The organism is Actinomycetospora chibensis, assembly GCF_028737215.1.
GTDB classification, from domain to species: domain Bacteria; phylum Actinomycetota; class Actinomycetes; order Mycobacteriales; family Pseudonocardiaceae; genus Actinomycetospora; species Actinomycetospora chibensis.
This window is the reverse complement of record NZ_JAQZAM010000012.1, coordinates 122,624-148,675: the sequence shown is the minus strand read 5'-3', so window position 1 is coordinate 148,675 and position 26,052 is coordinate 122,624. Positions and strand designations below refer to the sequence as shown.

The 26,052-nt window shown below is 74.2% G+C and carries 22 protein-coding genes; 5 read left to right on the top strand and 17 right to left on the bottom strand.

Going from position 1 to position 26,052, the window contains the following annotated elements:
* Nucleotide 1 precedes the first annotated feature (1 nt).
* From PH189_RS19360 to pafA, 8 genes are all read right to left on the bottom strand, one after another.
* Nucleotides 2-2,836 carry a DEAD/DEAH box helicase gene (locus PH189_RS19360; RefSeq protein WP_274190459.1) on the bottom strand — a complete coding sequence of 945 codons (2,835 nt, stop codon included), beginning with the start codon at nucleotides 2,834-2,836 and terminating at the stop codon, nucleotides 2-4.
* Nucleotides 2,837-2,913: 77 nt separating this feature from the next.
* Nucleotides 2,914-3,849, bottom strand: a complete 936-nt coding sequence (gene tatC / locus PH189_RS19355) for a twin-arginine translocase subunit TatC (protein ID WP_274190458.1) — start codon at nucleotides 3,847-3,849, stop codon at nucleotides 2,914-2,916.
* A 94-nt stretch (nucleotides 3,850-3,943) separates the two neighbouring features.
* Entirely contained in the window at nucleotides 3,944-4,237 is a 294-nt protein-coding gene (tatA, locus tag PH189_RS19350; protein ID WP_274190457.1) for a Sec-independent protein translocase subunit TatA, read from the bottom strand.
* Entirely contained in the window at nucleotides 4,234-4,467 is a 234-nt protein-coding gene (locus tag PH189_RS19345; protein WP_274190456.1) for a bacteriophage holin, read from the bottom strand. The genes tatA and PH189_RS19345 overlap by 4 nt, the downstream gene beginning before the upstream one ends.
* A gap of 147 nt (nucleotides 4,468-4,614) precedes the next feature.
* On the bottom strand, nucleotides 4,615-5,598 hold the full coding sequence (locus PH189_RS19340; protein WP_274190455.1) for a helix-turn-helix transcriptional regulator: 984 nt from the start codon (nucleotides 5,596-5,598) through the stop codon (nucleotides 4,615-4,617).
* Nucleotides 5,595-6,590, bottom strand: coding sequence for a helix-turn-helix transcriptional regulator (locus PH189_RS19335; protein WP_274190454.1), 996 nt, complete (start codon nucleotides 6,588-6,590; stop codon nucleotides 5,595-5,597). The genes PH189_RS19340 and PH189_RS19335 overlap by 4 nt, the downstream gene beginning before the upstream one ends.
* 65 nt (nucleotides 6,591-6,655) lie before the next feature.
* Nucleotides 6,656-8,410 carry a serine/threonine-protein kinase gene (locus PH189_RS19330; RefSeq protein WP_274190453.1) on the bottom strand — a complete coding sequence of 585 codons (1,755 nt, stop codon included), beginning with the start codon at nucleotides 8,408-8,410 and terminating at the stop codon, nucleotides 6,656-6,658.
* Between the two features lie 105 nt (nucleotides 8,411-8,515).
* Nucleotides 8,516-9,874: a Pup--protein ligase gene (pafA, locus tag PH189_RS19325; protein ID WP_274190452.1), complete on the bottom strand. Its 1,359-nt coding sequence runs from the start codon at nucleotides 9,872-9,874 to the stop codon at nucleotides 8,516-8,518.
* Between the two features lie 91 nt (nucleotides 9,875-9,965).
* On the opposite strand from pafA, the gene PH189_RS19320 reads away from it, so the two are divergent.
* From PH189_RS19320 to PH189_RS19310, 3 genes are all read left to right on the top strand, one after another.
* Nucleotides 9,966-11,558 carry a bifunctional phosphatase PAP2/diacylglycerol kinase family protein gene (locus PH189_RS19320; protein ID WP_274190451.1) on the top strand — a complete coding sequence of 531 codons (1,593 nt, stop codon included), beginning with the start codon at nucleotides 9,966-9,968 and terminating at the stop codon, nucleotides 11,556-11,558.
* Between the two features lie 56 nt (nucleotides 11,559-11,614).
* Nucleotides 11,615-13,132: a bifunctional phosphatase PAP2/diacylglycerol kinase family protein gene (locus PH189_RS19315; RefSeq protein ID WP_274190450.1), complete on the top strand. Its 1,518-nt coding sequence runs from the start codon at nucleotides 11,615-11,617 to the stop codon at nucleotides 13,130-13,132.
* A gap of 83 nt (nucleotides 13,133-13,215) precedes the next feature.
* Entirely contained in the window at nucleotides 13,216-13,707 is a 492-nt protein-coding gene (locus PH189_RS19310) for an SRPBCC family protein (protein WP_274190449.1), read from the top strand.
* Nucleotides 13,708-13,806: 99 nt separating this feature from the next.
* Here PH189_RS19310 and prcA read toward each other — a convergent pair whose 3' ends face one another.
* From prcA to PH189_RS19270, 8 genes are all read right to left on the bottom strand, one after another.
* A complete protein-coding gene (gene prcA / locus PH189_RS19305) occupies nucleotides 13,807-14,616 on the bottom strand; it encodes a proteasome subunit alpha (protein ID WP_274190448.1) in 810 nt (269 codons plus the stop codon).
* A 55-nt stretch (nucleotides 14,617-14,671) separates the two neighbouring features.
* Nucleotides 14,672-15,508 (bottom strand): proteasome subunit beta, encoded by an 837-nt coding sequence (prcB, locus tag PH189_RS19300; RefSeq protein ID WP_274190447.1) that lies wholly within the window; start codon nucleotides 15,506-15,508, stop codon nucleotides 14,672-14,674.
* A 170-nt stretch (nucleotides 15,509-15,678) separates the two neighbouring features.
* On the bottom strand, nucleotides 15,679-15,873 hold the full coding sequence (locus PH189_RS19295) for a ubiquitin-like protein Pup (protein ID WP_274190446.1): 195 nt from the start codon (nucleotides 15,871-15,873) through the stop codon (nucleotides 15,679-15,681).
* A 76-nt stretch (nucleotides 15,874-15,949) separates the two neighbouring features.
* The gene (gene dop, locus PH189_RS19290) at nucleotides 15,950-17,467 is read right to left on the bottom strand and encodes a depupylase/deamidase Dop (protein ID WP_274190445.1); all 1,518 of its coding nucleotides are present in this window, start codon (nucleotides 17,465-17,467) and stop codon (nucleotides 15,950-15,952) included.
* A gap of 10 nt (nucleotides 17,468-17,477) precedes the next feature.
* Entirely contained in the window at nucleotides 17,478-18,800 is a 1,323-nt protein-coding gene (locus PH189_RS19285; protein ID WP_274190444.1) for a multidrug effflux MFS transporter, read from the bottom strand.
* Entirely contained in the window at nucleotides 18,797-20,092 is a 1,296-nt protein-coding gene (locus PH189_RS19280; RefSeq protein ID WP_274190443.1) for an esterase/lipase family protein, read from the bottom strand. The genes PH189_RS19285 and PH189_RS19280 overlap by 4 nt, the downstream gene beginning before the upstream one ends.
* Nucleotides 20,093-20,133: 41 nt before the next feature.
* On the bottom strand, nucleotides 20,134-21,936 hold the full coding sequence (arc, locus tag PH189_RS19275) for a proteasome ATPase (RefSeq protein ID WP_274190442.1): 1,803 nt from the start codon (nucleotides 21,934-21,936) through the stop codon (nucleotides 20,134-20,136).
* A gap of 184 nt (nucleotides 21,937-22,120) precedes the next feature.
* Complete coding sequence (locus PH189_RS19270; RefSeq protein ID WP_420791499.1) at nucleotides 22,121-22,915, bottom strand: tRNA (adenine-N1)-methyltransferase; 795 nt, start codon at nucleotides 22,913-22,915, stop codon at nucleotides 22,121-22,123.
* A 344-nt stretch (nucleotides 22,916-23,259) separates the two neighbouring features.
* On the opposite strand from PH189_RS19270, the gene PH189_RS19265 reads away from it, so the two are divergent.
* Nucleotides 23,260-24,102 (top strand): RecB family exonuclease, encoded by an 843-nt coding sequence (locus PH189_RS19265; protein WP_274190440.1) that lies wholly within the window; start codon nucleotides 23,260-23,262, stop codon nucleotides 24,100-24,102.
* A gap of 6 nt (nucleotides 24,103-24,108) precedes the next feature.
* Here PH189_RS19265 and PH189_RS19260 read toward each other — a convergent pair whose 3' ends face one another.
* A complete protein-coding gene (locus PH189_RS19260; protein ID WP_274190439.1) occupies nucleotides 24,109-25,140 on the bottom strand; it encodes a hypothetical protein in 1,032 nt (343 codons plus the stop codon).
* Between the two features lie 97 nt (nucleotides 25,141-25,237).
* Between PH189_RS19260 and PH189_RS19255 the strand changes: the two genes are divergently transcribed.
* Nucleotides 25,238-26,044, top strand: coding sequence for a thioesterase family protein (locus PH189_RS19255; protein WP_378014909.1), 807 nt, complete (start codon nucleotides 25,238-25,240; stop codon nucleotides 26,042-26,044).
* Nucleotides 26,045-26,052 lie beyond the last annotated feature (8 nt).

Here is a 26,052-nt window from a genome sequence, read left to right as displayed (position 1 = left end):
CCTAGCCCTCCCCCACGGCGACGACACCGCGCCGGATGGCACGGACCGCGTCGCCCGCGGCCCGACCCACGGTGTCGTCGTTGCCGGCGACGGCGCGGATCTGGTCGAGCAGGTCGACGACCTGTCGGCACCAGCGCACGAAGTCTCCCGCGGACAGCTCGGTGCCGTGCGACGTGGCCCCGGCGAGCACGACCGCGAGCGAGTCGCCGCGCACCCACCGGTGCACCGGCCAGGCGAAGCCGAGGTCGGGCTCGCGGGTGCGGTCGAGGCGGTGGCGGCGCTCGTCGGCGACGAGGTCGTGCCACAGGGCCACCGTCTGCTCGACCGCCGACGTCGCGTCCTCGGGCACGCGCGGCACGCCGCCGTCGTCCCGGCGGCTGTCGTAGACCAGCGACGACGCCACCGCCGCGATCTCCGCCGGGCCGAGCCCGCGCCAGACGCCGTGGCGCAGGCACTCGGCGACGAGGAGGTCGGACTCCCCCCACAGCCGCGAGAGCCGGCGCCCGTTCTCGGTGACGACCTCGTCGTCGAGGTAGCCGCGCTCGCCGAGCAGCCCGCGGATGCGGTCGAACGTCCGGGCGAGCGAGTGCGTCGTCGAGCGCACCCGGTCCTGGAGCTGCTCGGTCTCGCGCTCGAGGCGCTGGTAGCGCTCGAACCACCGCGAGCGGTCCTCCCGGTCGGCGAGCCCGTGGCACGGGTGGGCGCGCAGTGCGCGGCGCAGCGACGCGAGCTCGGGGTCCTCGTTCTCGGCGCCCCTGCGGCGGCGGGCCGACCCCGAGCGCGTCGGCGGCTCGATCCCGGTCTCGCGCAGCGCGTTGGCGAGGTCGCGGCGCAGCCGCGGGACACGGTGGTCCATCTTGCGCGGCAGCTTCATCGTGCCGAGTGCCGCGACGGGCTCGGGGAAGTCGGCGAGCGAGAGGCGCCCGGCCCACCGGTCCTCGGTGAGGACGAGCGGGCGCGGCTCCTGGTCGCGGGGGCTGCGGTCGACGCCCGGGTCGAGCACGACGGCCAGCCCGGCGCGCTTGCCGCCCGGGACGGCGATGACGTCCCCTGGCTTGAGCGCCTCGAGCGACGCCGCGGCCTCGGCCTTCTGCTCCGACCGGCCCTGGCGTGACAGCAGCTTCTCGCGCTCGGTCACCCGGCGGCGCAGGTCCATGTACTCCGCGAAGGACCGGAAGTCGCCCTCGTGGCCGGAGTGCCCGCCCGCGGCCTCGGCGTAGCCGGCGAGGGCCTCGCGGTTGCGCTCGAGGCGCTTGGCCAGCCCGACGACGCTGCGGTCGGCCTGGAACTGGGCGAACGACTGCTCGAGCAGCTCGCGGGCGCTCTCGACCCCGACGCGGTCGACGAGGTTGACCGCCATGTTGTAGCCGGGGCGGAACGAGGAGCGCAGCGGGTACGTGCGGGTCGAGGCGAGGCCGGCGACCTGTTCGGGGTCGACGCCGGGCACCCAGAGCACCACCGCGTGGCCCTCGACGTCGATCCCGCGGCGGCCCGCCCGGCCGGTGAGCTGGGTGTACTCCCCCGGCGTCAGCTCGACGTGGGCCTCGCCGTTGTACTTGACGAGCTTCTCGAGCACGACCGTCCGCGCCGGCATGTTGATGCCCAGCGCGAGCGTCTCGGTGGCGAACACCGCCCGCACGAGGCCGCGGACGAACAGCTCCTCGACGGTCTCCTTGAACGCCGGCAGCATGCCCGCGTGGTGGGCCGCGACGCCGCGCTCGAGGCCGTCGCGCCACTCCCAGTAGCCCAGGACGTCGAGGTCGGCCTCGGGCAGGCCCGCGGTCTTGCGCTCGACGACCTCGCGGATGACCGCCACGTCGTCCGGGCCCGTCAGTCGCAGCCCGGAGCGCACGCACTGCGTCACCGCGGCGTCGCACCCGGCCCGGCTGAAGATGAACGTGATCGCCGGCAGGAGCCCGGCGGCGTCGAGGCGCTCGATGACGTCCACGCGCGACGGGGGCCGGAAGCCCGATCCCCCGCCGCGCCCCGGCGGTCCGGAGCGTGCCGGTCCGCCACGACGGTCACCCGGGCGTCCGCCACGGCCGGGCGGCCCGGACCGGGCGCGGCCCCCACGGACCGAGGGCCCGCGATCGATCTCGGCGACGGCCCGCACGAGCGTCGGGTCGACCTTGAGCGCCGTCGTGCCGCCGCGCCGTTCCTCGGCGAACAGGTCGAACATCCGGTGCCCGACGATCATGTGCTGCCACAGAGGCACCGGGCGGGTCTCGTCGACCACGACGGTGGTGTCGCCGCGGACGGTGACGAGCCAGTCGCCGAACTCCTCGGCGTTGCTCACCGTCGCCGACAGCGACGCGATCTGCACGTGCTGGGGCAGGTGGAGGATGACCTCCTCCCACACCGCGCCGCGGAAGCGGTCGGCGAGGTAGTGCACCTCGTCCATGACGACGTAGGCGAGACCCTCGAGCGCCGGCGACTCCGCGTAGAGCATGTTGCGCAGCACCTCGGTGGTCATGACCACCACCGGGGCCGAGCCGTTGATCGCCGCGTCGCCGGTCAGCAGGCCGACCGCGTCGGCGCCGTGGCGCTCGACGAGGTCGGTGTACTTCTGGTTCGACAGCGCCTTGATCGGCGTCGTGTAGAAGCACTTCTGGCCGCGGGCCAGGGCGAGGTGCACCGCGAACTCGCCCACGACCGTCTTGCCCGCGCCCGTCGGCGCGCAGACCAGGACGCCGTGCCCCTGCTCGAGGGCCAGGCAGGACTGCCGCTGGAAGTCGTCGAGCTCGAACGACAGCTCGGCGGCGAACTGCGAGAGCTGGGGGTGCGAGGAGCGGGTGCGAGCCTGCTCGTAGGCCTCGGCAGGAGAGCGAGTGGCCACGCCTCCACAGTGTCACAAGACTCGGGGGCTCCGCCCCCGAGACCCCCCCCGACGACGTCACACGGGCGAGGAATTCGTCAGGTCGCGTCCCACCGGTCGGCCGAGCCGTCGCTGCCCCGATCGGTGGCCGGTGACGGCGGGGGCAGCGGCTCGATGCGCGGAGCCGGCGCGGGGGCCGGCGTCGACGAGCCCAGGCGGTCGTCCAGCGGCGACGGCTGGTCGGGATCCAAGCCGTCCCAGCCCTGCTCCAGTCGTCGCCGGGCCTCGCGCTTGTCGTGGACCCGGGCGACCTGGATGGAGAGCTCGAGCAACAGGACGAGCGAGACGCCCAGCGCGAGCATCGAGATCGGGTCCTGTCCCGGCGTCGCGAGCGCGGCGAACACGAACAGCCCGAAGATCAGCCCGCGCCGCCAGCTCGAGAGCTGGGCGTAGGAGACGATCCCGACGCGGTTGAGCATGACCACCAGCAGCGGCAGCTCGAAGCTCACCCCGAAGATGATCAGCAGGGCGATGAGCAGGCTGAAGTAGTCGGAGCCCCGCAGCACCGTGGTCTGGATGTCGCCGCCGACGGTGAACAGGAACTGCAGGGCCTGGGTGACGACGAAGTACGCGAGCACCGCGCCGGCGGTGAACAGCACCACCGCGAGGCTCACGAACGTGTAGGCGAAGCGCTTCTCCTTCGCGTACAGGCCCGGCGTGATGAAGCCCCAGAGCTGGGCGAACCAGATCGGGCTCGACATCAGGACCCCGGCCGTGGCGGCGACCTTGAGGCGCAGGGTGAACTGCTCGAACACGCCGAACGCGACGAGGCGGCACTCCTGCCCGCCCCCGAGCTGGACGCGGTTCTCCGGCGGCAGGGCGCAGTACGGCTCGGTGAGGATCTGTCCCAGCGACGGCAGGCCGAACGGGTAGGCGGTGTACCAGAAGAAGCCCAGCGCCGTGCCGATCGCGACGGCCAGCAGCGCGACCGCGAGGCGTCGTCGCAGCTCGTAGATGTGCTCGACGAGCGTCATCGTGCCGTCGGGATTGGCACGACGGCGTGACCCGGGCCGGCGCAGACCGCGCCACCACCGGGCACGCGACCCGGAGGACGCAGTCATCGAGGGTTCAGGAGGTGGAGCCGGGCCGCGTGGTCGGGGTGGCGTCCGGCGACGAGGGCGCGACGCCGTTCGTGCCCGACGAGCCCTCGTCCAGCGCGCGACCCGGTGCCTGCGGCGTGCCTGCCTGGGATTCGACGGAGGCCTCCCCGGGCTTGGCGGCCTGCTCGTCCTCCTTCAGCCCGCGGGTCTCGGCCTTGAAGATGCGCATGGACTGCCCGAGGCCGCGTGCCATGTCGGGGAGCTTCTTGGCGCTGAAGAGCAGCACCACGCCCACGATCGCGATGATGACCCATTCGCTCACGGTGTGGCTCCTTCCACGGTGCTGCTGATGCTACGCGTGCGCCGCTGCTCGAGCCGGACCCGCAGTGCGGCCGTGCGCGCCCTGAGCATCCCGGCCTCCCGACCGAGCTGCTCCCGGGCGACGCCCGCGACGAGGGCGAACCGCTTGACGGGCTTGAGCAGGGCGACCACGACCAGGCCGAGCACGACCATCGCAGCGACCACCGCGACGATGCTCCACAGGTACGGCACGGCGCCGACCCTAACCCGGCGTCGTGACCCTGCGGTGAACGCCCGGGCGCGGTGAGGGGCCGGTGTCGCGGGCAGGCTCCGGAGATCAGGAGCGCACGGTCCGCCTCACGGTGGAGGTCGAGGTGGACCGCGCTCTTCTGATCTTCGTCACGAGCCCTCGCCGTACACCGCCAGGGCCTCCCGAGCCCGGGCGCGGCGGGCCTCGACCAGGTCCGGCGGCGCCAGGACCTCGACGGCGTCGCCCAGGCCGAGCAGCAGGCGGACCATCCAGTCGCGGTCGCCGTAGCGCATGGTCAGGCGGGCCGAGCCGTCGGCGTCCGCGTGCAGGCCCTCGACCGGGTAGTACTCGGCCACCCAGCGAGCGGCGGGGCGCAGCACGAGGGCGGCGACGTGGGCGCCGTCGTCGGGGCGCAGCAGGTCCTCCCCCGACCCCTCGCGGCCGCGGGCCCCGGGCGGCGGGGCGGAGGGTTCGTCGAGGACCTCCGCGTCGTCGACGCGGTCGAGGCGGAAGAGCCGCACGCCCTCGGCGCGGCGGCACCACGCCTCCAGGTACACCGAGGCGTCGACGAGCAGCAGGCGCATCGGGTCGACGACGCGGCGGCCGACGGCGTCGCGGGACGCCGAGTAGTAGGTCAGGCGCAGCGCGCGGCCCGTCTCGACCCCGCGCCGCACGGCGTCCTCCGCCCCGCCCGGCGCGCGGCCCAGGCCGACGGCGACGCCCTCCCCCATGACGGGCTCGGCGGCCTCGACCCCGACCCGTCCCGCGGCGTCCTCGATCTTCGCGAGCGCCCGCTGCACCGCGTCGGCGTCCACCACCCCGGGCGCGTCGGCCAGCGCCCGCAGCGCGACGGCGAGCGTCGCGGCCTCGTCGCCGGACAGGCGCAGCGGGCGGCGCATGCCGGCGTCGAACGTGACGGTGACGGTGTCGCCCTCGAACGAGAGGTCGACCAGGTCGCCCGGCCCGTACCCCGGGAGCCCGCACATCCAGAGCAGCTCGAGGTCACGCCGCAGCTGGGCCTCGGCGACCCCGAAGTCCGCGGCCGCCTCGGCCACGGCGATCCCGGGCCGGGCGAGCAGGTAGGGCACGAGCGTGAGCAGGCGCGGCAGCCGCTCGGCCACCCCGGCGGTCACCGCAGGCTCCCGGCGTCGGCCGCCTCGGGGGCGCGGTCCAGCGACCCCCGCAGCAGCGCCACCACGGCGTCCCGCAGCTCGGGGGGCTCGAGGACGACGGCGTCGGGGCCGTGGCCCGCGACCCAGCGGGCCGCGGTGTCGAGGCGGGAGAGGTCGATCTCCACCACGTCCGGGTCGCCGCCGGGGTCGGGTCGGGCGCCGCGTCGCAGACCTTCCGCGCGCCCCGGGGCGAGGCGGATGCGCGCCAGGCCGGTGGGCGGTGGCGGCCCTGCGGAAGCTGCGACGAGCGCGACGAGGTCGACGTCCGGGGGCGGCGTCACGGCCCCGCGCGGCCCGGTCGCCCGGACGTCGTCGCCGATGCGCGAGAGCCGGAAGCAGCGGACGTCGTCGCGGTCGCGGTCGTGGCCGACGAGGTACCAGCGGCCGCGCCAGGACACGACACCCCACGGCTCGACCGTGCGCGTCCGGGCCTCCGCGGACGGGTTCGACCGGTGGGAGAAGGTGACGACGCGGCCGGCGCGGCTCGCGGCCAGCAGCGGCGCGAACGCCGGCTCGGTGGCCCGCAGCCGGGGCTGCACCGCCGACGCGGCGTCCGGGTCGACCGCGATCCCCGCCGCCCGCAGCTTCTGCAGCGCCGTGCGTGCGGCTCCCGCCAGCGCCGGCGAGTCCCACAGCCGCGCGGCCAGCGCGACCGCCGTCGCCTCGTCGGGAGCCAGGTCGATGTCGGGCAGCTCGTAGTCGCGCCGGGCGATCCGGTAGCCGTCGACGGGCTCGGCCATCGAGGACCGCCCGGTCTCCAGCGGCACCCCGAGCTCGCGCAGCTCGGCCTTGTCCCGCTCGAACATCCGGAAGAACGCCTCGTCGGAGGCGACGTCCGCGTAGCCCGGCACCGTGGCCCGGATGCGCTCGGCGCTGAGGAACTGGCGCGTCGAGAGCAGGCAGAGCACGAGGTTGACCAGGCGTTCGGCGCGCGCGGACGGGCTGGTCGTCACCCGCAGGAGCCTACGGCCCCTCGCGCAGGTGTTCGAACGCCGGTGCCCGGCGCGTCTCGTCGGTCCTAGATGGAATCGGAGCTGCGCTGGGCCCGCTGGATCCGCACCTGGCCGTCGTCGTCGCGGTCGACCTCGAAGCGGTAGCTCTCGCGGCTGGTGCGCCCGCTCGAGGTCGTGAACTCGATCTCGGCGGTGACCGTGTCGCGCCGCACGGCAACGTTCGTCGCCCGGACCTCGCGGATCCCGGACCAGAAGCTGCGGTACTCGTCGTAGCCGCCCGACTCGTCACGGGCGCGGTCCGAGAGCACCTCCCAGGCGCCGTCGATGTCGCCGGGCAGCGACGAGTAGTAGTCCACGACCACGGACCCGGGATCGCCGGGCGCCGCCGGGTCCACCGGCGACAGCGGCTCCGCGACCCGCGGCGTCGGCGTCGGGGACGCGGGGGCGCCGCCGCCGACCGGGTCCGCGGGCGCCTCCGAGGACAGGGCGGGCTGCGCGGGCGCGGCGACGGGCGGCGGCGTCCGGCCGCCGGTCCCGACCGCGACCGCCACCCCGACGCCGACGGCCAGGACGGCGCCCGAGGCCGCGGCCACCACGGCGACCCGGCGGGAGCCGAAGCGCGAGGGACGGCTGCGGTCGGAGCCGCCCCGCGAGGTCCGTCGCGGGCGCACGTCGGCCGGCCGGACGCCGGTCGGACGCCCATCGGCCGGACGCGCGGCGACGGGACCGGCGACGGCACCGGCGGCGGCGACCTCCGACGGGCCGGCCACGGGCGAGGCCGGCGGGACGGCGGCCATCCCGTCGGCGGGAGCGTCCTGCCCCGGCTCTCCGACCGGCGGAGCCGGCACCGGCACCTCGGCGGTGCCGGTGACCCGTGGGGCGGGCACCTCGGCCCGGCGCGGCGCCGGGACGAAAGGTGCCGTCCCGCGACTGCGCAGGGCCCGCTCGACGGCGCCGGTGCCGGGCCGGTGCGCGGGGTCGAGGCGCAGCATCGCGGCGAGCGGACGTCCGAGCACGCCGGCGCGGGTGGCCGGGCGGAGCTTGCCCTCCGCCATGGCGTGGAGCACGGCGAGGGTGTTGTCGTGGTGCCCGCACACCAGCTCGTTCTCGACCGCGGCGTAGAGCGTGGCGCCGAGGGAGAAGACGTCGGACGCCGGCGTGGGGTCCCCGCCCCGGGCGACCTCCGGGGCGAAGTAGCCCGGGGTGCCCGCGACGGTGCCGCCGCCGGTGGCCGTCGTGTCCCACGTGGCCCGGGAGACGCCGAAATCGGTGATCTTCGCGACGCCGTCGTCGGTGATGAGGACGTTGCCGGGCTTGATGTCGCCGTGGACGATGCCCGCCTCGTGCACGGCGCCCAGGGCGTCGGCCACCTGGGCGCCCACCCAGGCCGCCTCGGCGGGATCGAGCGGCCCGTGCTCGGCGATCAGCGCCGCGAGCGAGCGCGACGGCAGGTACTCCATGACCAGCCACGGACCCGCGTCCTCGACCACGTCGAACACCGCGATCGCGCGCGGGTGCACGACGCGCGCCGCGATCCGGCCCTCGCGCATGGCGCGGGCCCGGGCGACGCGCTCCTCGGTGGGGTCGCGGTGGCCGCCGTCGGCGAGCTGCTTGACGGCGACGGTGCGCCGCAGTCGCCGGTCCCAGGCCGTCCAGACGACCCCCATCGCGCCGGAGCCGATGCACTCGCCGATCCGGTACCGGCCACCGAGCACCGTGCCGGCCACGGACGCGTCGACCGGCACCGGCGCGGCGTCGTGCATCGTGCTCGGCGCCGCCGCGGGGCGTAGCAGGCGGGAGGTGCGGGGCTGGTGCTGCATCGAGTTCTCGTGCCGTCCTCGGGCGTCGTCGGTCGGTGCGTGCTGGGGCAGTGCGTACTGGGTTACCTCGTGCGCCCCCGACGCACGCCGCCGACGTGAGCGCAGTTACAACGTCGCGATCAGTCGGTCGACACGTTCGTCCACGGCGCGGAAGGGGTCCTTGCAGAGGACGGTTCGCTGGGCCTGGTCGTTCAGTTTGAGGTGGACCCAATCCACGGTGAAATCTCTCCCGGCGGCCTGGGCGGCGGCGATGAAGTCGCCGCGCAGCTTCGCGCGGGTGCTCTGCGGCGGGGTGTCCTTGGCCGCCTCGATCTCGCCGTCGTCGGTGACACGGTCGACCATGTCCTTGCGCTGGAGCAGGTCGAAGATGCCGCGACCACGACGGATGTCGTGGTAGGCGAGGTCGAGCTGGGCCACCCGGGGGCTCGACAGGCCGAGGTCGTGCTTGGAGCGGTAGCGCTGCACCAGGCGGTGCTTGATGGCCCAGTCGATCTCACGGTCGATCAGGGAGAGGTCCTGGCGCTCGACGGCGTCCAACGTCCGGCCCCAGAGCTCGAGCACGCGGTCGGTGACCGGGTCCGAGCCGCGCCGGGCGACGTGCTCGACGGCGCGGGCGTGGTACTCGCGCTGGATGTCGAGCGCGCTGGCCTCCCGGCCGCCGGCCAGGCGCACCGGGCGACGCCCCGAGAGGTCGTGACTGATCTCGCGGATGGCGCGGATCGGGTTGTCGAGGGTGAAGTCCCGGAACTGCACGCCCTGCTCGATCATCTCGAGCACGAGGTGGGTGGTGCCCACCTTGAGCAGCGTGGTGACCTCGCTCATGTTCGAGTCGCCGACGATGACGTGCAGGCGCCGGTAGCGCTCGGCGTCGGCGTGCGGCTCGTCGCGGGTGTTGATGATCGGGCGCGAGCGCGTGGTGGCCGACGACACGCCCTCCCAGATGTGCTCCGCGCGCTGGGACAGGCAGAACACGGCGCCCCGCGGCGTCTGCAGGACCTTCCCGGCGCCGGCGATGAGCTGGCGGGTCACGAGGAAGGGCAGCAGCACGTCGGCGATGCGGGAGAACTCCCCGGAGCGCCCGACGAGGTAGTTCTCGTGGCAGCCGTAGGAGTTGCCCGCGGAGTCGGTGTTGTTCTTGAACAGGAAGATGTCGCCGCCGATGCCCTCGTCGGCCAGGCGCCGCTCGGCATCGAGCAGCAGATCCTCGAGGATCCGCTCCCCCGCCTTGTCGTGGGCGACCAGCTGGGTGAGCGAGTCGCACTCCGCGGTGGCGTACTCCGGGTGCGAGCCGACGTCGAGGTAGAGGCGCGAGCCGTTGCGCAGGAAGACGTTGGACGACCGCCCCCACGACACGACCCGGCGGAACAGGTAGCGGGCCACCTCGTCGGGCGAGAGGCGCCGCTGGCCGTGGAAGGTGCAGGTGACACCGAACTCGGTCTCGACCCCGTAAATCCTCCGCTGCATGCGCACCACCCTAAGCGTTCGAGGGGCCCTGTGATGCTCCTCGAGCGGCCGGGTCCCGGGTCTCCCCGACCGGATCACTACGGTCGGCCACGTGGCGCTCCCGGTACGTGGACTGGCAACGGACATCTCCCACGGCGTGGGACGACGGGTACGCCAGGGCGCGCGCGGCAGCCGGCGGCGCCTCGCGGACGTCAACGTGCAGGACTGCCGGATCACCACCGCCATCGGCGGGCTGCCCTACACGGCCGCGGACCCTGCGCTGGCCGCGCTGACCAGGTCGGCCAACCACAGCAAGCTCTGGTTCGGCGTCGCCGCCGTGCTCGCCGCCGGCACGCGCCACACCCGCCGCGGCGCCCTGCGCGGCACGCTGGCCATCACGGGGGCGAGTCTGCTGGCCAACGGCGTGCTCAAGCCCCTGGTCCCCCGCCGACGGCCCGCGGCGGAGCTGCTCCCCGAGTACCGCTCGCTGGACTTCCCGCCGACGTCGTCGTCATTCCCCTCCGGCCACGCCGCCTCGGCCGCCGCGTTCGCCGCCGCCGTGGCGATGGAGAGCCCGAAGGCCGCGACGTGGGTCGTGCCGCTGGCCCTGACCGTGGCGTACTCCCGCGTCCACGTCGGCGTGCACTGGACCAGCGACGTCGCCACCGGGATGGCGCTCGGGGCCGGGGTGGCGCTGGCCACACGGCGCTGGCTGCCGGTGCGCGACATCGACGAGGCCGCCGCCCGCCCCGTGGCCGGCGCGCCGAGCCTCCCGGACGGCGAGGGCCTCGTCGTGATGGTGAACAGCCGCTCGGGCAAGGCCGGCGTCGACCCGTACGACGAGCTGGTGAACGCGCTGCCCCGCGCCCGGGTGCTGCGCCTCGAGGAGCACGCCGACCTGGCCGAGGCCCTGACCGACGCCGCCCTCCAGCCCGGGGTGCGGGCGCTGGGCATCGCCGGCGGGGACGGCTCCGTGGCCGCTGCCGCGCGGGTGGCCGAGGACCTCGACCTGCCCCTGGCCGTGGTGCCCGCCGGGACGCTCAACCACTTCGGGCGCGACGTCGGCGTCTACGACACCCAGGAGGCCATCGACGCCACGGGCGCGGGCGAGGCCGTCGCCGTCGACCTCGGTGAGCTGCGCATCCACGCCGACGTCGAGGGCCGCCAGGAACCCCAGCGCGTCGTCTTCGTCAACACCTCGGCGTTCGGCGGCTATCCCGAGATGGTCCGGCTCCGCGAGAAGTGGCAGCCGCGGTGGCGCAAATGGCCGTCGGCGGTCGCCGCCCTGCTGGTGACGCTCAAGCGCAGCCGGCCCATCCGCGTCCGCCTCAACGGGGTGGAGCGGTCGGTGTGGATGCTGTTCGTCGGCAACGGGCCCTATGTGCCGACCGGGATGGTGCCGTCGTACCGGCCCCGTCTCGACACCGGTGTGCTGGAGGTCCGCTACCTGCGCGCCGACCGGCGCTTCGCCCGTGCCCGCGCCTTCGTGGCGCTGGCCACCGGCGTGCTCGGCCACAACCGGATCTACCAGGAGAGCGCCATGCGGTCGCTGGACATCGAGCTGCTGGACGGACCGGTCGAGGTGGCCGCCGACGGCGAGGTCGTGGGCAAGGGACGGCGCCTGCGCTACCGGGTGGCCGACCATCCCGTGCCGGTCTACCGCCGCGACGAGGCGCTGTGGCCGCACCGCGCCACCGCCCGCTGATCCGGCCGCATCCCGTGACCCCAGCCGTGGTGACCCCGTCCGTGGTGACCCCATCCGTGGTGACTCCAGCCGTGCTCCCGGTCGTGGCCGCTCCCCGCTCCGACTCCCCCGCCTGGTCCTCCTGGCTCCAGCGCCTCGACCGCACCGCCGACCGCGGCCTTATCTGGGCCGCCGTGGCCGGTGGCCTCGTGGCCTCCGGCCGCGGGCCGCTGCGCCGCGCCGGGGTCCGCGGGATCCTGGCCGCCGCCGCCACCTCGACCGTCGCCCACGCGCTGGCCAAGCCCCTGCTCCCCCGCTCCCGCCCGTGGTCTCGGCGCTTCCCGTCGGCCCACGCCGCGTCCTCGACGGCGTTCGTCACCGGCGCGGCCATGGAGTCGCCGGTGCTCGGGGCGGCGCTGGCCCCGCTCGCGATCGGGGTGTCGTCCGCCCGGGTGTCCCTCGGCGAGCGGACCTTCGCCGACGTGGCCGCCGGCGCGGTGCTCGGCGCCGGCATCGCGACGCTGACGCGCCGCTGGTGGCCCGTGGTGCGCCACGCCCCGGCCCGGGCCCGTCCCGCGGGCGGTGCCCCGGCCCTGGGCGACGGCGCGGGGCTCGTGATCGTCGCCAACCGGTCCGCCGGCACCCCGGGCCCGCTCGAGACCCTCGGTCAGATCGTGGCGCCCGTGGTGGGGGTCGGCGGGGACGAGGACGAGGAGGACCCGGTCGCCGAGGTGCACGCCGAGATCCACGCGGTGCTCCCGAAGGCCCAGGTCGTCATCCCGACGCCGGGCGAGGACTTCGTCGTCGAGGTGGAAGCCGCCCTCGACCGTCCGATGGTCGACGGCAGCGCCACCCGCGCGATCGGGGTGGCCGGCGGCGACGGCTCGGTGGCGGCCCTGGCCGGGCTCGCCCAGCGCCGCCACGTGCCCCTGGTCGTCCTGCCCGAGGGCACGCTCAACCACTTCGCCCGCGACGTCGGCATCGACGACTCGCCCTCGGCGCTGGCCGCCGCCCGCGACGGCGACGCGGTGCTGGTCGACGTCGGGCTCGTCGACATCACCCCCGCCGAGGGCGAGGAGCGCACGGTCGCGTTCGTCAACACGGCGAGCCTCGGCGGCTACCCCGACATGGTCAAGCTGCGCGAGGACTGGGAGGAGCAGTGGGGCAAGTGGCCGTCGGCGGCCATGGCCCTCGTGCGGGTCCTCGCCGAGGCGACCCCGCTCGTCGTCGAGCTCGACGGCCGCCGCCAGAGCCTCTGGCTCCTCTTCGTCGGCAACGGCGGCTACCAGCCGCGCGGCATGGCACCGCTGTCCCGCCCGCGTCTCGACGCGCGGGTGCTCGACGTCCGCTACCTGCGCGCCGACGTGCCGTTCTCCCGCACCCGGTTCATGATCTCGGTCCTCGCCGGGACCCTCGCCCGCAGCCGCGTCTACGTGGCGAACACGAGGACGCGGCTGTCGGTGCGCGTGGTGGGCCCGCCGGTCGGGCTGGCCACCGACGGCGAGGTGCAGCCCGACAGCGAGCGCTTCGTCTTCCGGATCGCGCCCAAGCCGGTGCCGGTGTACCGGTCGCGCGAGGAGATCCCGCGCCCCTAGGTGCCCGCCGGTCGCCGGACCGTATAAGAATAGACTAATATAAGCCGGGCATCCTTGGACCAGGGAACCCGGAGCGCTCCGTCATGAAGTACACCGTCTCGATCGAGATCGCCCTGCCGAGGGAGAGGGTGGTCCAGCTGCTCGCCGACCCCGCACACCTGCCGAAGTGGCTGCGGGGCCTGGTGCTGCACGAGCCGTTGAGCGGAGTGCACGGGCAGGTCGGCACCGAGTCGCGCGTCGTGATGCGGACGGGGCATCAGACGACGGAGGGCACCGAGACCATCACTCGACGGGAACCGGCGAACCTGCACGGGATCCCGAGAGACAGCGTCGTCCACTTCGACCGCGAGATCGTCGCCGAGGGCATGTGGAGCGCGGCGCGCGAACGGCTGACCGAATCCGGTCCGGAGACGACGCTCTGGGCGAGCGAGAACGAGTACCGGTTCAGCGGCGTGCCGATGCGACTGGTGGGGCTCCTCATGCGCGGTGCCTTCCGCAAGCAGTCGCGACAGCACATGCAGGACTTCAAGGCGTTCGCCGAGCAGGGGACGGACGTCCGCGAAGCGACGGGCTGACCCACGTCACCCATCGGCCCGCTCCGCCCCCGGCGGCCACCCACCCGTCACCCGACTCGCCTGCTGACGACGTGACGGGTCACGACACCGCGAGCGCGCTCAGGCCTGCGGGTCGGCCCCGCCGGCGCCGGAGACCTCGTCGCCCGCGCCGGTGTCCCCGTTCTCCCCGGCCGGGGTCTCTTCGGCCGCGGGGCTCTCGTCGCCGGGCAGCAGGGCCGCAAGGGCGGCGCCGGTCACCCGGCGGAACGTGCGACGGGGGCGGCGGGCGCGGTCGAGGACGGCGACCTCGAGCGAGTCGACACCGAGGCGCTCGGTGGACGAGGCGCTCGAGGAGGTCCCGTTCTGGGCCTGCAGCGCCTCGAGGGCGATGCGCAGCGCGTCGCGCATCTCGAGGTCCGGCTCGTACGACGAGCGCAGCGCCGCGCTGATCGGCTCGGTGGTGCCGCCCATGACCACGAAGCGGGGCTCGTCGGAGATCGACCCGTCGTAGGTGATGCGGAACATCTGGTCGCGGTCGGGCGTCGCGCCGACCTCGGCCACGCACAGCTCCACCTCGAAGGGCTTCTGCTGCTCGATGAAGCTCGCCCCGAGGATCTGGGCGTAGGCGTTGGCCAGCGAGCGGCCGGAGACGTCACGGCGGTCGTAGGAGTAGCCGCGGACGTCGGCGAAGCGGATGCCGGCGGTGCGCAGGTTCTCGAACTCGTTGTAGCGGCCGACCGCGGCGAACCCGAGCGAGTCGTAGATCTCGGAGACCTTGCGCAGGGAGTTCGAGCGGTTCTCCGCCACGAACAGCACGCCGCCGGCGAAGGTCAGCACGACGACGCTGCGCCCGCGCGCGATGCCCTTGCGCGCGAGCTCCGAGCGGTCGCGCATCAGCTGGTCGACCGACGCGTAGAAAGGCATCGTCATGGCGGGGAGCGCTCCTGGGGTCTGGTGCGGTGCGGTGCGTGGCGGTGGGTGCGGCTCAGCCGCCGGGCTTCTCGCGGCGGCCGGCGACGACGGCCTCGGCGACCGCGGCCGTCTCCTCCTGGGGCAGCGTCGTGGCGCCCTCGGCGTCGATGGTGACCACGACCGGGTAGATCGCGCGGATGGTGTCCGGGCCACCGGTGGCGCTGTCGTCGTCGGCGGCGTCGTAGAGCGCCTCGACGAGGGTGCGCACACAGTCGGCGGCCGACGCGGCGGGGTCGTGGCGCTTCTTCAGCGAGGACTTCGCGAACAGCGACCCCGAGCCGACGCCGGCGTAGTCGGTCTCCTCGTTGCGGCTGCCGACGACGTCGTAGGAGACGATCCGCCCGGCGCGGGCGGGGTCGGCCGCGTCGAGGTCGTAGCCCACGAACAGCGGCACGAACGACAGGCCCTGCATCGCCGCGCCGAGGTTGCCGCGCACCATGCCCGCGAGCTTGTTCGCCTTGCCGTCGAAGGTGAGTTGGACGCCCTCGAGCTTCTCGTAGTGCTGCAGCTCGACCGCGAACAGCCGCACCGCCTCGACGGCCAGCCCGGCCGTACCCGCGATGCCCGCCGCCGAGTAGTCGTCGGTGACGAAGACCTTCTGCATGTCCCGTGACGAGATGAGGTTGCCCATCGTGGCGCGACGGTCGCCGGCGATCGCGACGCCTCCGTCGTAGACCGCCGCGACGATCGTCGTGCCGTGCGGGGCGGTCACGTGCCCCGCCTGCTCGGCCGTCACCGGCCGGGCGTTCGCCCCGGGCAGGAGGTCGGGCCGGACCTCGCGCAGGAAATCGACGAACGAGGCCGTCCCGGCCTGGAAGTAGGCCGGGTGCAGGGCCGACGAGGGCTCCATCGGTGGGGGCGCTCCTAGGCAGGTCGGGTGGGCTGTCGGGGGCTGTCGGGAGGGCTGTCGGGCGGGCTGCCGGGTGATGGAACACCGCCCCCGAGACCCGGCGTACCGGGCCGCGGGGGCGGCGGGGTTCTCAGGAGTTCCGGCGCGGGCCGTGAGGCTCCGCCGGGAGGTTACTGGCCACCCTTCTGGACGTAGGCGCGGACGAAGTCCTCGGCGTTCTCCTCGAGCACGTCGTCGATCTCGTCGAGGATCGTGTCGACGTCCTCACCGAGCTTCTCGCGGCGCTCCTGGCCGGCGGCGGTCGAGTCCTCGCCGCCGCCGCCGTCGTCGCCCCCGCCCTGCCGCTGGGTCTGTTCCTGCGCCATGGCTGCCTCCCGGGTCCTCGGTACTGCAGGTCGAACCCTACCCATCGAGAGCGACATCCGCCCGTACCGCGGATCACTAGCCCCGCGTGAGGGCCTCGACCAGCGCGCTGGCGTCCGCGGAGTTGTCGATGAGCTCGCCGACGTGCCCGCGCGTGCCGCGCAGGGGCTCCAGGGTCGGGATCCGCACCAGTGACTCGCGTCCGAGGTCGAAGATGACCGAGTCCCAGGACGCCGCGGCCACCTCGCCGGGGTAGCGCTCGAGGCACCGCCCGCGGAAGTAGGCCCGCGTGTCCTCCGGCGGCGCGGTGACGGCGGCGCGGACGGCCTCCTCGTCGACCAGCCGCTTGATCGACCCGCGGGAGACCAGGCGGTTGTAGAGACCCTTGGCCTGGCGGACGTCGGCGTACTGCAGGTCGATGAGGTGCAGCTTCGGCGAGTCCCACGGCAGGTTGTCGCGCTGCTGGTAGCTCTGCAGCAGGTTGAGCTTGGCCACCCAGTCGAGGCGGTCGGCGCAGCGCAGCGGGTCGGTGCTGAGGTCGTCGAGGACCTGCTGCCAGATGTCGAGCACCTCGCGGGTCATCGGGTCGATCTCGCCGTCCTGCGTGGTCTCCTCGTGCTTCCAGGCGCGCTCGAGGTAGGCGTGCTGGAGGTCGAGCGCGGTCATCTTGCGCCCGTCGGAGAGCTCGACGACGGTCTTCAGCGTCGGGTCGTGGCTGATGCGGTGCACCGAGCGCACCGGCTCGAGCAGGCGCAGGTCGTCGAAGCGGACCCCGCCCTCGATCATCGAGAGCACGAGTGCCGCGGTGCCGCACTTGAGGAACGTCGAGTACTCGGCCAGCGTCGCGTCTCCGATGATGACGTGCAGGCGGCGGTACTTGTCGGCGTCGGCGTGGGGCTCGTCGCGGGTGTTGATGATGCCGCGCTTGAGCGTGGTCTCCAGCCCGACCTCGACCTCGATGTAGTCGGCGCGCTGGGAGAGCTGGAAGCCCGCCTCGTCGCCCGACGCCCCGAGCCCGACGCGGCCGGCGCCGCAGACGACCTGCCGCGACGCGAAGAACGGCGTCAGACCGGTGATGATCGTCGGGAACGGCGTCTGGCGGGCGCAGAGGTAGTTCTCGTGCGAGCCGTAGCTCGCGCCCTTGCCGTCGATGTTGTTCTTGTAGAGCTGGATGCGCGGGGTGCCGGGGACGGTGGCGGCGCGCTCGGCGGCGTCCTCCATGACCCGCTCGCCCGCCTTGTCCCAGATGACGGCGTCGCGCGGGGTGGTCACCTCGGGAGCGGAGAACTCCGGGTGCGCGTGGTCGACGTAGAGGCGGGCGCCGTTGGTGAGGATGACGTTCGCGGCGCCGAGGTCGTCGAGGTCGCCGGTGTCCGGCGGCGGGCCCGCGCTCGGCCCGAGGTCGAACCCGCGGGCGTCACGCAGCGGCGATTCGACCTCGTAGTCCCAGCGTGCGCGGCGTGCGCGGGGCACGTCGGCCGCTGCGGCGTAGGCCAGCACGATCTGGGTCGAGGTGATCACCGGGTTCGCCGCCGGGTCGCCGGGGACGGAGATGCCGTACTCGATCTCGGTGCCCATGATGCGGCGCGCGGTCATGCACTCGACCCTACGGGTGCGACGGGCGCGCGGCCTGCTCCGACCCCGGGCCCCGTTCCGGGGTCCGCCACAGGACCGCGAACACCACCGCGCCCGCCACGACCGCCCCTGCCATCGTCGCCGCCATGGGCACCGCGGAGCGGCCGCCGGCGATCCCGACGAGCGGGGCCGTACCCGCCCCGACCAGGAATTGGGCGGTGCCGAGCAGCGCCGACGCGCTCCCGGCGTGCTCGGGGTGGTCGGCCAGGGTGAGCGTCGTGGCGTTCGGCAGGACGAACCCGACGCCGATCACCGTGACGACGAGGCCCGCGAGGATCCCGGCGAGCCCCACGTCGAGCAGCGCCGACGCCAGCAGCACGCTCGTGCCGGTGAGCGCGACGCCCAGCCCGACGACCAGCAGCCGCTCCGGGCGCACCCGCCCCGAGCCCGCGAGACGGCCCGCGACCTGCACCGACGTGACGATGGCGACCGAGTTGGCCGCGAACACCCCCGAGAACCCCTGCGGCGAGAGCCCGTAGAGCTCCTGCAGCACGAAGGTCGAGCCCGAGATGTAGGCGAACATGGCCGCGAAGAGCAGGCCGGCGGTCAGGACGCAGGCCAGGACCCGCCGGTCGGAGAGCAGCACGCGGAACGAGGCCGCGGTGGCCGCCGCGCTCCCCGAGCGGCGGCGCGACCGGGGCAGCGACTCGCGCACCAGCAGCAGGACCGCGACGCCCGCGAGGGCCCCGTAGACGGCCAGCACGACGAACACACCGCGCCAGCTCGTCACGCGCAGCAGCTGGCCGCCGAGCACCGGCGCGACGATGGGCGCCACCCCGGAGACGAGCATCAGCGTGGCGAACGAGCGCGCCGACGACGTCGCGTCGCTGGTGTCGCGGACCACGGCGCGCGCCACGACGATCCCCACGGCTCCGAGCAGGCCCTGCGCCAGGCGCAGCGCGATCAGGACCTCCACGCTCGGCGCCACCGCGCAGAGCACCGAGGCGACCGCGAACCCCGCCGACCCGATGAGCATCGGGCGCCGCCGTCCGAGCACGTCGGACAGCGGGCCCGCGACGAGCTGGCCGAGCGCCAGCCCGACCAGGCAGGCGGTCAGCGAGAGCTGGGCGATCGACGGCGTCGTCGCGAGGTCCGCGGTGAGCGCGGGCAGGGCCGGCAGGTAGGTGTCCAGCGACAGCGGGGCGGCGGCGGTCAGCGCACCGAGCACCACCAGCCGGGCGCGGTGCGCGCGCCTGCTGAGGGTCTGGCTGTCGGTCCGGCTGCCGGTCCGGCCGGCGGTCCGCTCCTCCCCCGCCCCTGCCGCCGGGTCCTCCGACGGGGCGGGCCCGGTCACGCCGGCTCGTCCTCGCCCGGATCGTCCGCGGTGTCGTCCGCAGTGTCGTCCGCGAGGTCCTCCGCCGTGAGCCAGCGCAACAGGTGGTCGTGGACGTCCGGGTCGTTGAGCAGGTGGAAGTGGTGCGACGACGTCAGCGGCTGCACGTCGGCGATCGCGCCGCCCGCCGAGTCGACGGGCACCAGCAGGTCGCCCAGCGCGTTGGCCAGCGGGTGGTACTCGGAGCTGGTGACGCAGGCGGCCACCGCGTGGTGCGAGGCGTGCGCGAGCAGCGGCACCTCGGCGTCGGACACCCCGGCCACGAGGTCGCGGATGCCGGCGGAACGCCGGTCGAGGAACTGGCCCCAGGTGGCCGAGCGCGGCCATCGCGAGAGCCCGGACGCGAGCTGGTCGACGCGGTGGGCCAGCGGCGCACCGCGGTGCGGGGAGCCGAGGTAGACCATGCGCCGGACCGTGGCGACCCACGGCTGACCGGTCTCGACGGCGTGGTGGCAGGCGTGGCGCAGCAGGAGCCCGCCCATCGAGTGCCCGACGAGGTCGAGCCGGCGCACCTCGGCGGGCCACCGGTGCCAGAGGTCGGTGAGCAGCAGAGAGAGCGCGGCCCCGTTGTCGGCGATCCGCAGGCCGGAGTTGTAGCGCAGCAGCAGCGGCGTCGCGCCGGTCGCCGACGCCACCCGCTCGGCGTAGCCCTCCCCCGCGCTCGCCTCGCCGTAGAGCCGCCAGGCGTGCTCGGTCTCACCGAGGCCGTGGACGAACAGGACGAGGCGGCCGAGGTCGCGCTCCGGGTGGTCGGCGACGGCCGCGCGGAGCTCCTCGGGGTCGGCGGGCAGCGCGTCGTGCTCGTCTTCGAGCGTCGAGGTGTAGAGCGTCATCGGGACGGCGAGGTCGTTGTCGAGGGCCACCATGTGGTCGCCGACCAGCCCGTTGACGGCCCCGGTGATCACGGCGCCGGTGGGGTTGCCGGTGATGGGGCGCCACTCTCCGGGGCGGGCCAGGCCCGCGGCGACGCCGATGCCGCGCCCGGCGAGGTGGGAGATGCCGCGCACCGCGGCGTAGACGCCCGAGCTGATGCCGTCGTGCATCACCTGCACGGGCCGCGACGCCGGGCCGAGCCCGACCCTGCGCAGCGCGCCGAAGACGGTGCCCGCGACGGCTTCGTGCGTGCCCTGGACGGGGCGCGACACGATGTCGATCGCCTCCGACGCGACGCCGGCCGCCCCGCGGACCTCGTTGCGATCCCTCGAGGGGGTGCGCTCCGGGGTGCGGGACGGCCGGGTGTGCTCGTCGGTCATGACCCGAGATTACCGGTACTGGGCGTACACAGCTTCTCGTGTCACAGGTACTGGCCGGTGTTCGAGGCCGTGTCGATCTCCTTGCCCTGCGCCGCGCCCTTGCCGGTGACGAGCGTGCGGATGTAGACGATCCGCTCGCCCTTCTTGCCCGAGATCCGGGCCCAGTCGTCGGGGTTGGTCGTGTTGGGCAGGTCCTCCGACTCGGCGAACTCGTCCACCACCGCGTCCAGCAGGTGCTGCACGCGCAGACCGGACTGCTGCGACTCCAGGTGCGACTTGATCGCGGCCTTCTTCGCCCGCCCCACGATGTTCTCGATCACCGCGCCGGAGTTGAAGTCCTTGAAGTACAGGACCTCCTTGTCCCCGTTGGCGTAGGTGACCTCGAGGAAGCGGTTGTCGTCGGTCTCGGCGTACATCCGCTCGACGACCCGCTCGATCATGCCCTCGAGGCACGCCGCGCGGTTGCCGCCGAACTCGGCGATGTCCTCCTCGTGGACCGGGAGCCCGTCGATGAGGTACTTGCCGAAGATGTCCATCGCCGACTCCGCGTCGGGACGCTCGATCTTGATCTTCACGTCGAGCCGGCCCGGCCGCAGGATCGCGGGGTCGATCATGTCCTCGCGGTTGGAGGCACCGATGACGATGACGTTCTCGAGCCCCTCCACACCGTCGATCTCCGAGAGGAGCTGGGGCACGATCGTCGTCTCGACGTCCGAGCTGACGCCCGAACCACGGGTACGGAAGATCGAGTCCATCTCGTCGAAGAACACGATGACCGGCGTGCCCTCGGACGCCTTCTCCCGCGCCCGCTGGAAGATCATCCGGATGTGCCGCTCGGTCTCGCCGACGAACTTGTTGAGCAGCTCCGGGCCCTTGATGTTCAGGAAGTGGGCCTTGACGTCGCGGCTGTCCTCACCGCGGGTCTCGGCGACCTTCTTGGCCAGGGAGTTCGCCACCGCCTTGGCGATGAGCGTCTTCCCGCAGCCGGGCGGGCCGTAGAGCAGCACGCCCTTGGGCGGGCGCAGCTGGTAGGTCCGGAACAGGTCCGCGTGCAGGAACGGCAGCTCCACCGCGTCGCGGATGGAGTCGATCTGCCGCGAGAGACCGCCGATGTCGGTGTAGGCGACGTCGGGGACCTCCTCGAGGACGAGCTCCTCGACCTCGGCCTTCGGCACCTTCTCGTACGCGTAGCCGACCTTGGAGTCGACCATGAGCGAATCGCCCGGCTTGAGCTCGGGCCCGCCCGGTGCGAGCAGCGAGTCGGCCAGGTGGATGACCCGCTCCTCGTCGGCGTGCCCGATGATCAGCGCCCGCGTGCGGCTGCCGTCCTCGTCGGTGAGGATCTCCCGCAGCGCGCACACCTCGCCGATGCGCTCGTACTCGCCCGCCTCCACGACGGTGAGCGCCTCGTTGAGCCGCAGGGACTGCCCGCGGGTCAGTTCGGCGGTCTCCACCGCCGGCGACACCGCAACGCGCATGCGGCGGCCGGAGGTGAACACGTCCACGGTCGAGTCCTCGTGGGCGACCAGGAAGACGCCGTAGCTCGACGGCGGCTGCGCGAGCCGGTCGACCTCCTCGCGGAGGGAGACGAGCTGGGCGCGCGCCTCCTTGAGCGTCTCGGTGAGCTTGTCGTTGCGCTCGGTCAGCTGGGAGACGCGCTGCTGCGCCTCTCCGAGTCGCTGTTCGAGGATGCGCGCGTGCCGTGGGGATTCGGTCAGCTTGCGCCGCAACAGCGCGACCTCGTCCTCGAGGAAGCGCACCTGTGCTGCCATGTCCGCCGAGCCGCGCTCGCCGCGGTCCCGGCCGTGGTCGGATCGGCCCCTGGGGTCGTCGTCAGTCGTCACGGCGCCCTCCTCCGCTACTCCGTGGCGCAACCGTACCCGCGAATCGAGGTGTCCGTGGAGTAGCGTCCCGGTGACGGACTTCTCACGCCACCCCCTTGCGCGCTGTCACGGTGGGTGAGTTCACCATCACGGAACATCACCGCCCGCTCACCCTCGGTGGCGATCCGACCCTGGTCGGGGACGGTCAACCCCGGCTGGGTCGCCGCTGGACGCGAGGGGGCGTGACGCCGTCCGCGAGCCGTCGCGCCGTCACGATGAAGGCCGTGTGCGCGATCATCCGGTGCTCGGGACGGACGGCGAGTCCCACCGCGTGCCACGGCCGGACCATGGCCTCCCAGGCCTGCGGCTCGGTCCAGCAGGACTGCTCGCGCAGCGCCTCGGTGAGCGACGAGAGCTGGGTCGTCGTCGCGACGTAGCCGACCAGCACGCCGCCGGGCACCAGCGTCGCGCGCACGACGTCGAGGCACTCCCAGGGCGCGGCCATGTCGAGGACGATGCGGTCGGCCGTCTCCTCGGGGTCGTGGTCGGCGAGGTCGCCGACGCGCAGGTCCCAGTTCTCCGGGCGCTCGCCGTAGAAGCGCTCGACGTTCGCGACCGCGTGCTCGGCGTGGTCGGCGCGCACCTCGTAGGAGCGCACGTGGCCCGCCGGACCCACCGCGCGCAGCAGGCTGCACGTCAGCGCGCCCGACCCGGCGCCGGCCTCGAGCACCCGCGCGCCCGGGAAGACGTCGCCCCACATGAGGATCTGCGCGGAGTCCTTCGGGTAGATCACCTGGGCGCCGCGCGGCATGGCGAGCACGTAGTCGGGTAGCAGGGGCCGCAGGGCGAGGTAGGGCGTGTTGGCCGCGGAGAGCACCACGCTGCCCTCGGGAGCGCCGATCAGCTTGTCGTGCGCGATCGCCCCGCGGTGCGTGTGGTAGCTCTGCCCGCGCTCGAGCACCAGGCTGAAGTGCCGGCCCTTCGGATCGGTGAGCTGCACCCGGTCGCCGGGACGGAACGGCCCGCTGCGGACGGGGCCGCGCTCGTCGGGGGTGTCGTCGGGCGCGGTGTCGTCGGGCGCGGTGTCGTCGGGCGCGGTGTCGTCGGGCGCGGTGTCCTCGGGCGCGGTGTCCTCGGGGTTGCTGTTCTCGGGCGCGACGGTCTCGACCGGCGTCTCGTCGGTGACCGCTCCGTCGCTCTGCACGACGACCCACCCTAGGGATCGGGCGCTCCGGCGCCGCGAGGGGCACGTCCGGCAGGCGTCGGCGCCGTCCGGAGGTGCGGAACGTGCCCGTCGTGGCGAGGAGGACCGGAGCTGTCGGGGTGCCGACCTACCGTGGCGGCATGAGCACGCAGGCCGACGCGACGGACGTCCACGCCGCCCCGCCGCGCCCGCCCGCGCTCTCGCCGTCGCGGGCGGTCGACTTCCGGCGCTGCGCGCTGCTCTACCGCTTCCGCGCGATCGACCGGCTGCCCGAGACGCCCTCGCCCGCCGCGCTGCGGGGCACGGTCGTGCACGCGGTGCTGGAGCGCCTGCACGCCCTCCCGCCCGACGACCGCCGCCCGGGCGCCGCCCGGGAGCTCGCCCGGGACGTGCTCGACGAGCTCGAGCCCGGCGACCGCGCGCTGCTCGGCGACGACCCGGGGCTGGTCCCGCTCCTCGAGCGCTACTTCGCCCTGGAGGACCCGCGCGGCGTGACGTCGGAGGCGCGCGAGCTGCAGGTCGAGGCCGAGCTGGAGGGACCCGAGGGGCCGACGCCGCTGCGCGGCCACCTCGACCGGCTGGACACCGGGCCGGACGGGCTCACGGTCGTCGACTACAAGTCCGGGCGGGCGCCGCCGGTGCGCGGCGAGCTGCGCGCGCTGTTCGGGGTGCGGTTCTACGCGCTCCTGCTCGCCCGCAGCCGGGGCGTGGTGCCGACGGTGCGGCTGCTGCAGCTCGGCGACGTGACGACGCTGACCCTGCGCCCCACGGCCACGGAGCTCGAGCGGTTCGCCGGCGTGCTGCGGGCGGTGTGGTCCGCGATCGGCCGCGCCGCGCCCACCGGCGACTTCCGCCCGAACCCCGGTCCCGGGTGCGCCTTCTGCGACCACCGCCCGCGGTGCCCGGCGTGGGGCGGGACGCCGCCGCCCTACCCGGGATGGCCCGCGCCGCTGGCCGTCCCGCGCCCCCGAAAGCCGGGGTGACGGGGATCAGCAGCCGGGTGGCGCCCCGCCGGTGCCGTCGGGGAACGGCAGCGCGCACGGCGCCCGGCGCGGGGTGCCCAGGGCCCCGCCCCCGGGGGTGGCCTCCGTGCTGTTCGTGACGATGCTCAGCGAGGTGAACAGCCGCACCATCTGCCGCGAGTCGATGTTGGGGATCTCGTCCTGCGCGCCGGCCTGGGCGTTGAGGGCGTTGGAGGGCTCGCCGCCCGTCTCGTCGACGACGTAGGCGCCGTAGTCGCGGAACGCCTCGGCGATCTTGCGGGTGTCGGGCTCGGTGATCCAGCTCAGGTCGGCGTCGGGGGGCAGCCCCATGAGCGTCCCCATGTTCACGCGCGGGTCCGGGCCGCGGTAGACGTCCTGGAAGGCCCCGTCGGCCCGGAAGGCCGGCCAGCGGTACCCCTCCTGCGCGGTGCTGCAGCTCAGCTCGCAGTTGAGGTTGATCTTCAGTGGGTGGCGGAGCGGCTCGGGCTTGGACATCTCGCCGACCCGGATGGTGCCGCCGATCCCGGAGAGGTTCGAGCCGCCGTGGCAGCCGAGCCGGCCGTCACCGCGCAGCGGCACCGCGGGGAAGGAGACGTCGTAGGACGGGTCGCCGCCGGGGCGCAGGCGCAGCGGCTGCCCGGCCACCACCGTCTCCGCGTCCGGGGTGTCGGCGAGGAAGGTCGAGCAGTTGTTGTACGACCCGTCGGCCGACAGCCCCGGGTCGACGTGCACGTCGACCCGGGTGCGGGGCGACACCGCCTCGCGCACCGGGAACGCCGGGTCGACGCTGATGTTCTCGATGTCCAGGTAGACGTCGCGGGCCTGCGTGTTGAACGGCGCGAACTGCGCCGACTGCGCCAGGGGGAGGTTCCAGACGGAGTCCCAGGCGAAGGGATGCGTGTAGAGGTCGCGCGAGGGCCCTCGATAGGGTTCCGGCCCCGAGCCCAGCCCGCCCAGCGACGTCGCCACCAGCACGCCCGCGATGGCCATGGCGGCGGTGAGCACCGCCAGCAGGACCCGTGTCCTGGCTCCCGTCACACGGTCCCCCTGGTCGGTGGCAGGCCATGATCGTAGCGGGAGCGACCCCCGGCCCCGCTCCCGCTCCCCTCCCCCGACCCCGCTCCGGAGAGCCCCCGTGACCCCGACCGAGCCCTTCTTCCGCCTGCTCACGCCCGCGGCCGACGACCCGCCCGGGGTCCAGCGCGTGCTCGCGACCGACTCGACGGCCGGCCCCTGGTTCCCCGGGGCGCAGCACATGGGCCCGCCGAGCGCGCTGCTGGTCCGCGCGCTGGAGCACTGCGAGCCCCGCGAGGAGGTGCTGCTCTCGCGCCTGACCGTCGAGGTCCTGGGGCGGGTGCCGGTGGGCGAGCTGACCGTGTCCGCCCGCGTGGAGCGTCCCGGACGCACGATCGAGCTGGTGTCCGCGGAGCTCGCGTCCGACGGTCGGGCGGTGGCCCGCGCCGCGGGCTGGCGCCTGGCGGTCACCGACACGTCCGCCGCGGCCACGGACCCCGGACCGGCGATACCCGGTCCGGACGAGGGCCGCGTGATCCCCACCCCCGAGGGCTGGCTGCCGGGCTACCTCGACGCGCTCGAGTGGCGCTGGATCGCCGGGCACCTCGGCGAGTCCGGGCCCGGGCAGACGTGGGGCCGCCTGCTGGTGCCGGTCGTCGACGACGAGGAGCCGAGCCCGTGGCAGCGCCTCGCCTCGGTGGCCGACTCCACCAACGGCGCCGCCTCGCGGCTCGACCTCAACGACTGGCTGTTCGTCAACACCGACCTGACGCTGCACGTCCACCGCGCCCCGAGGGGCGAGTGGATCGGGCTCGACGCCGACAGCGTCATCGGGCCGGAGGGGCTGGGGACGGCGTTCTCGGTGCTCCACGACGAGCACGGGCGGGTCGGGAGGGCCGCCCAGGCGCTGACCGTCAGGCCGCGCTGACTCTCGTC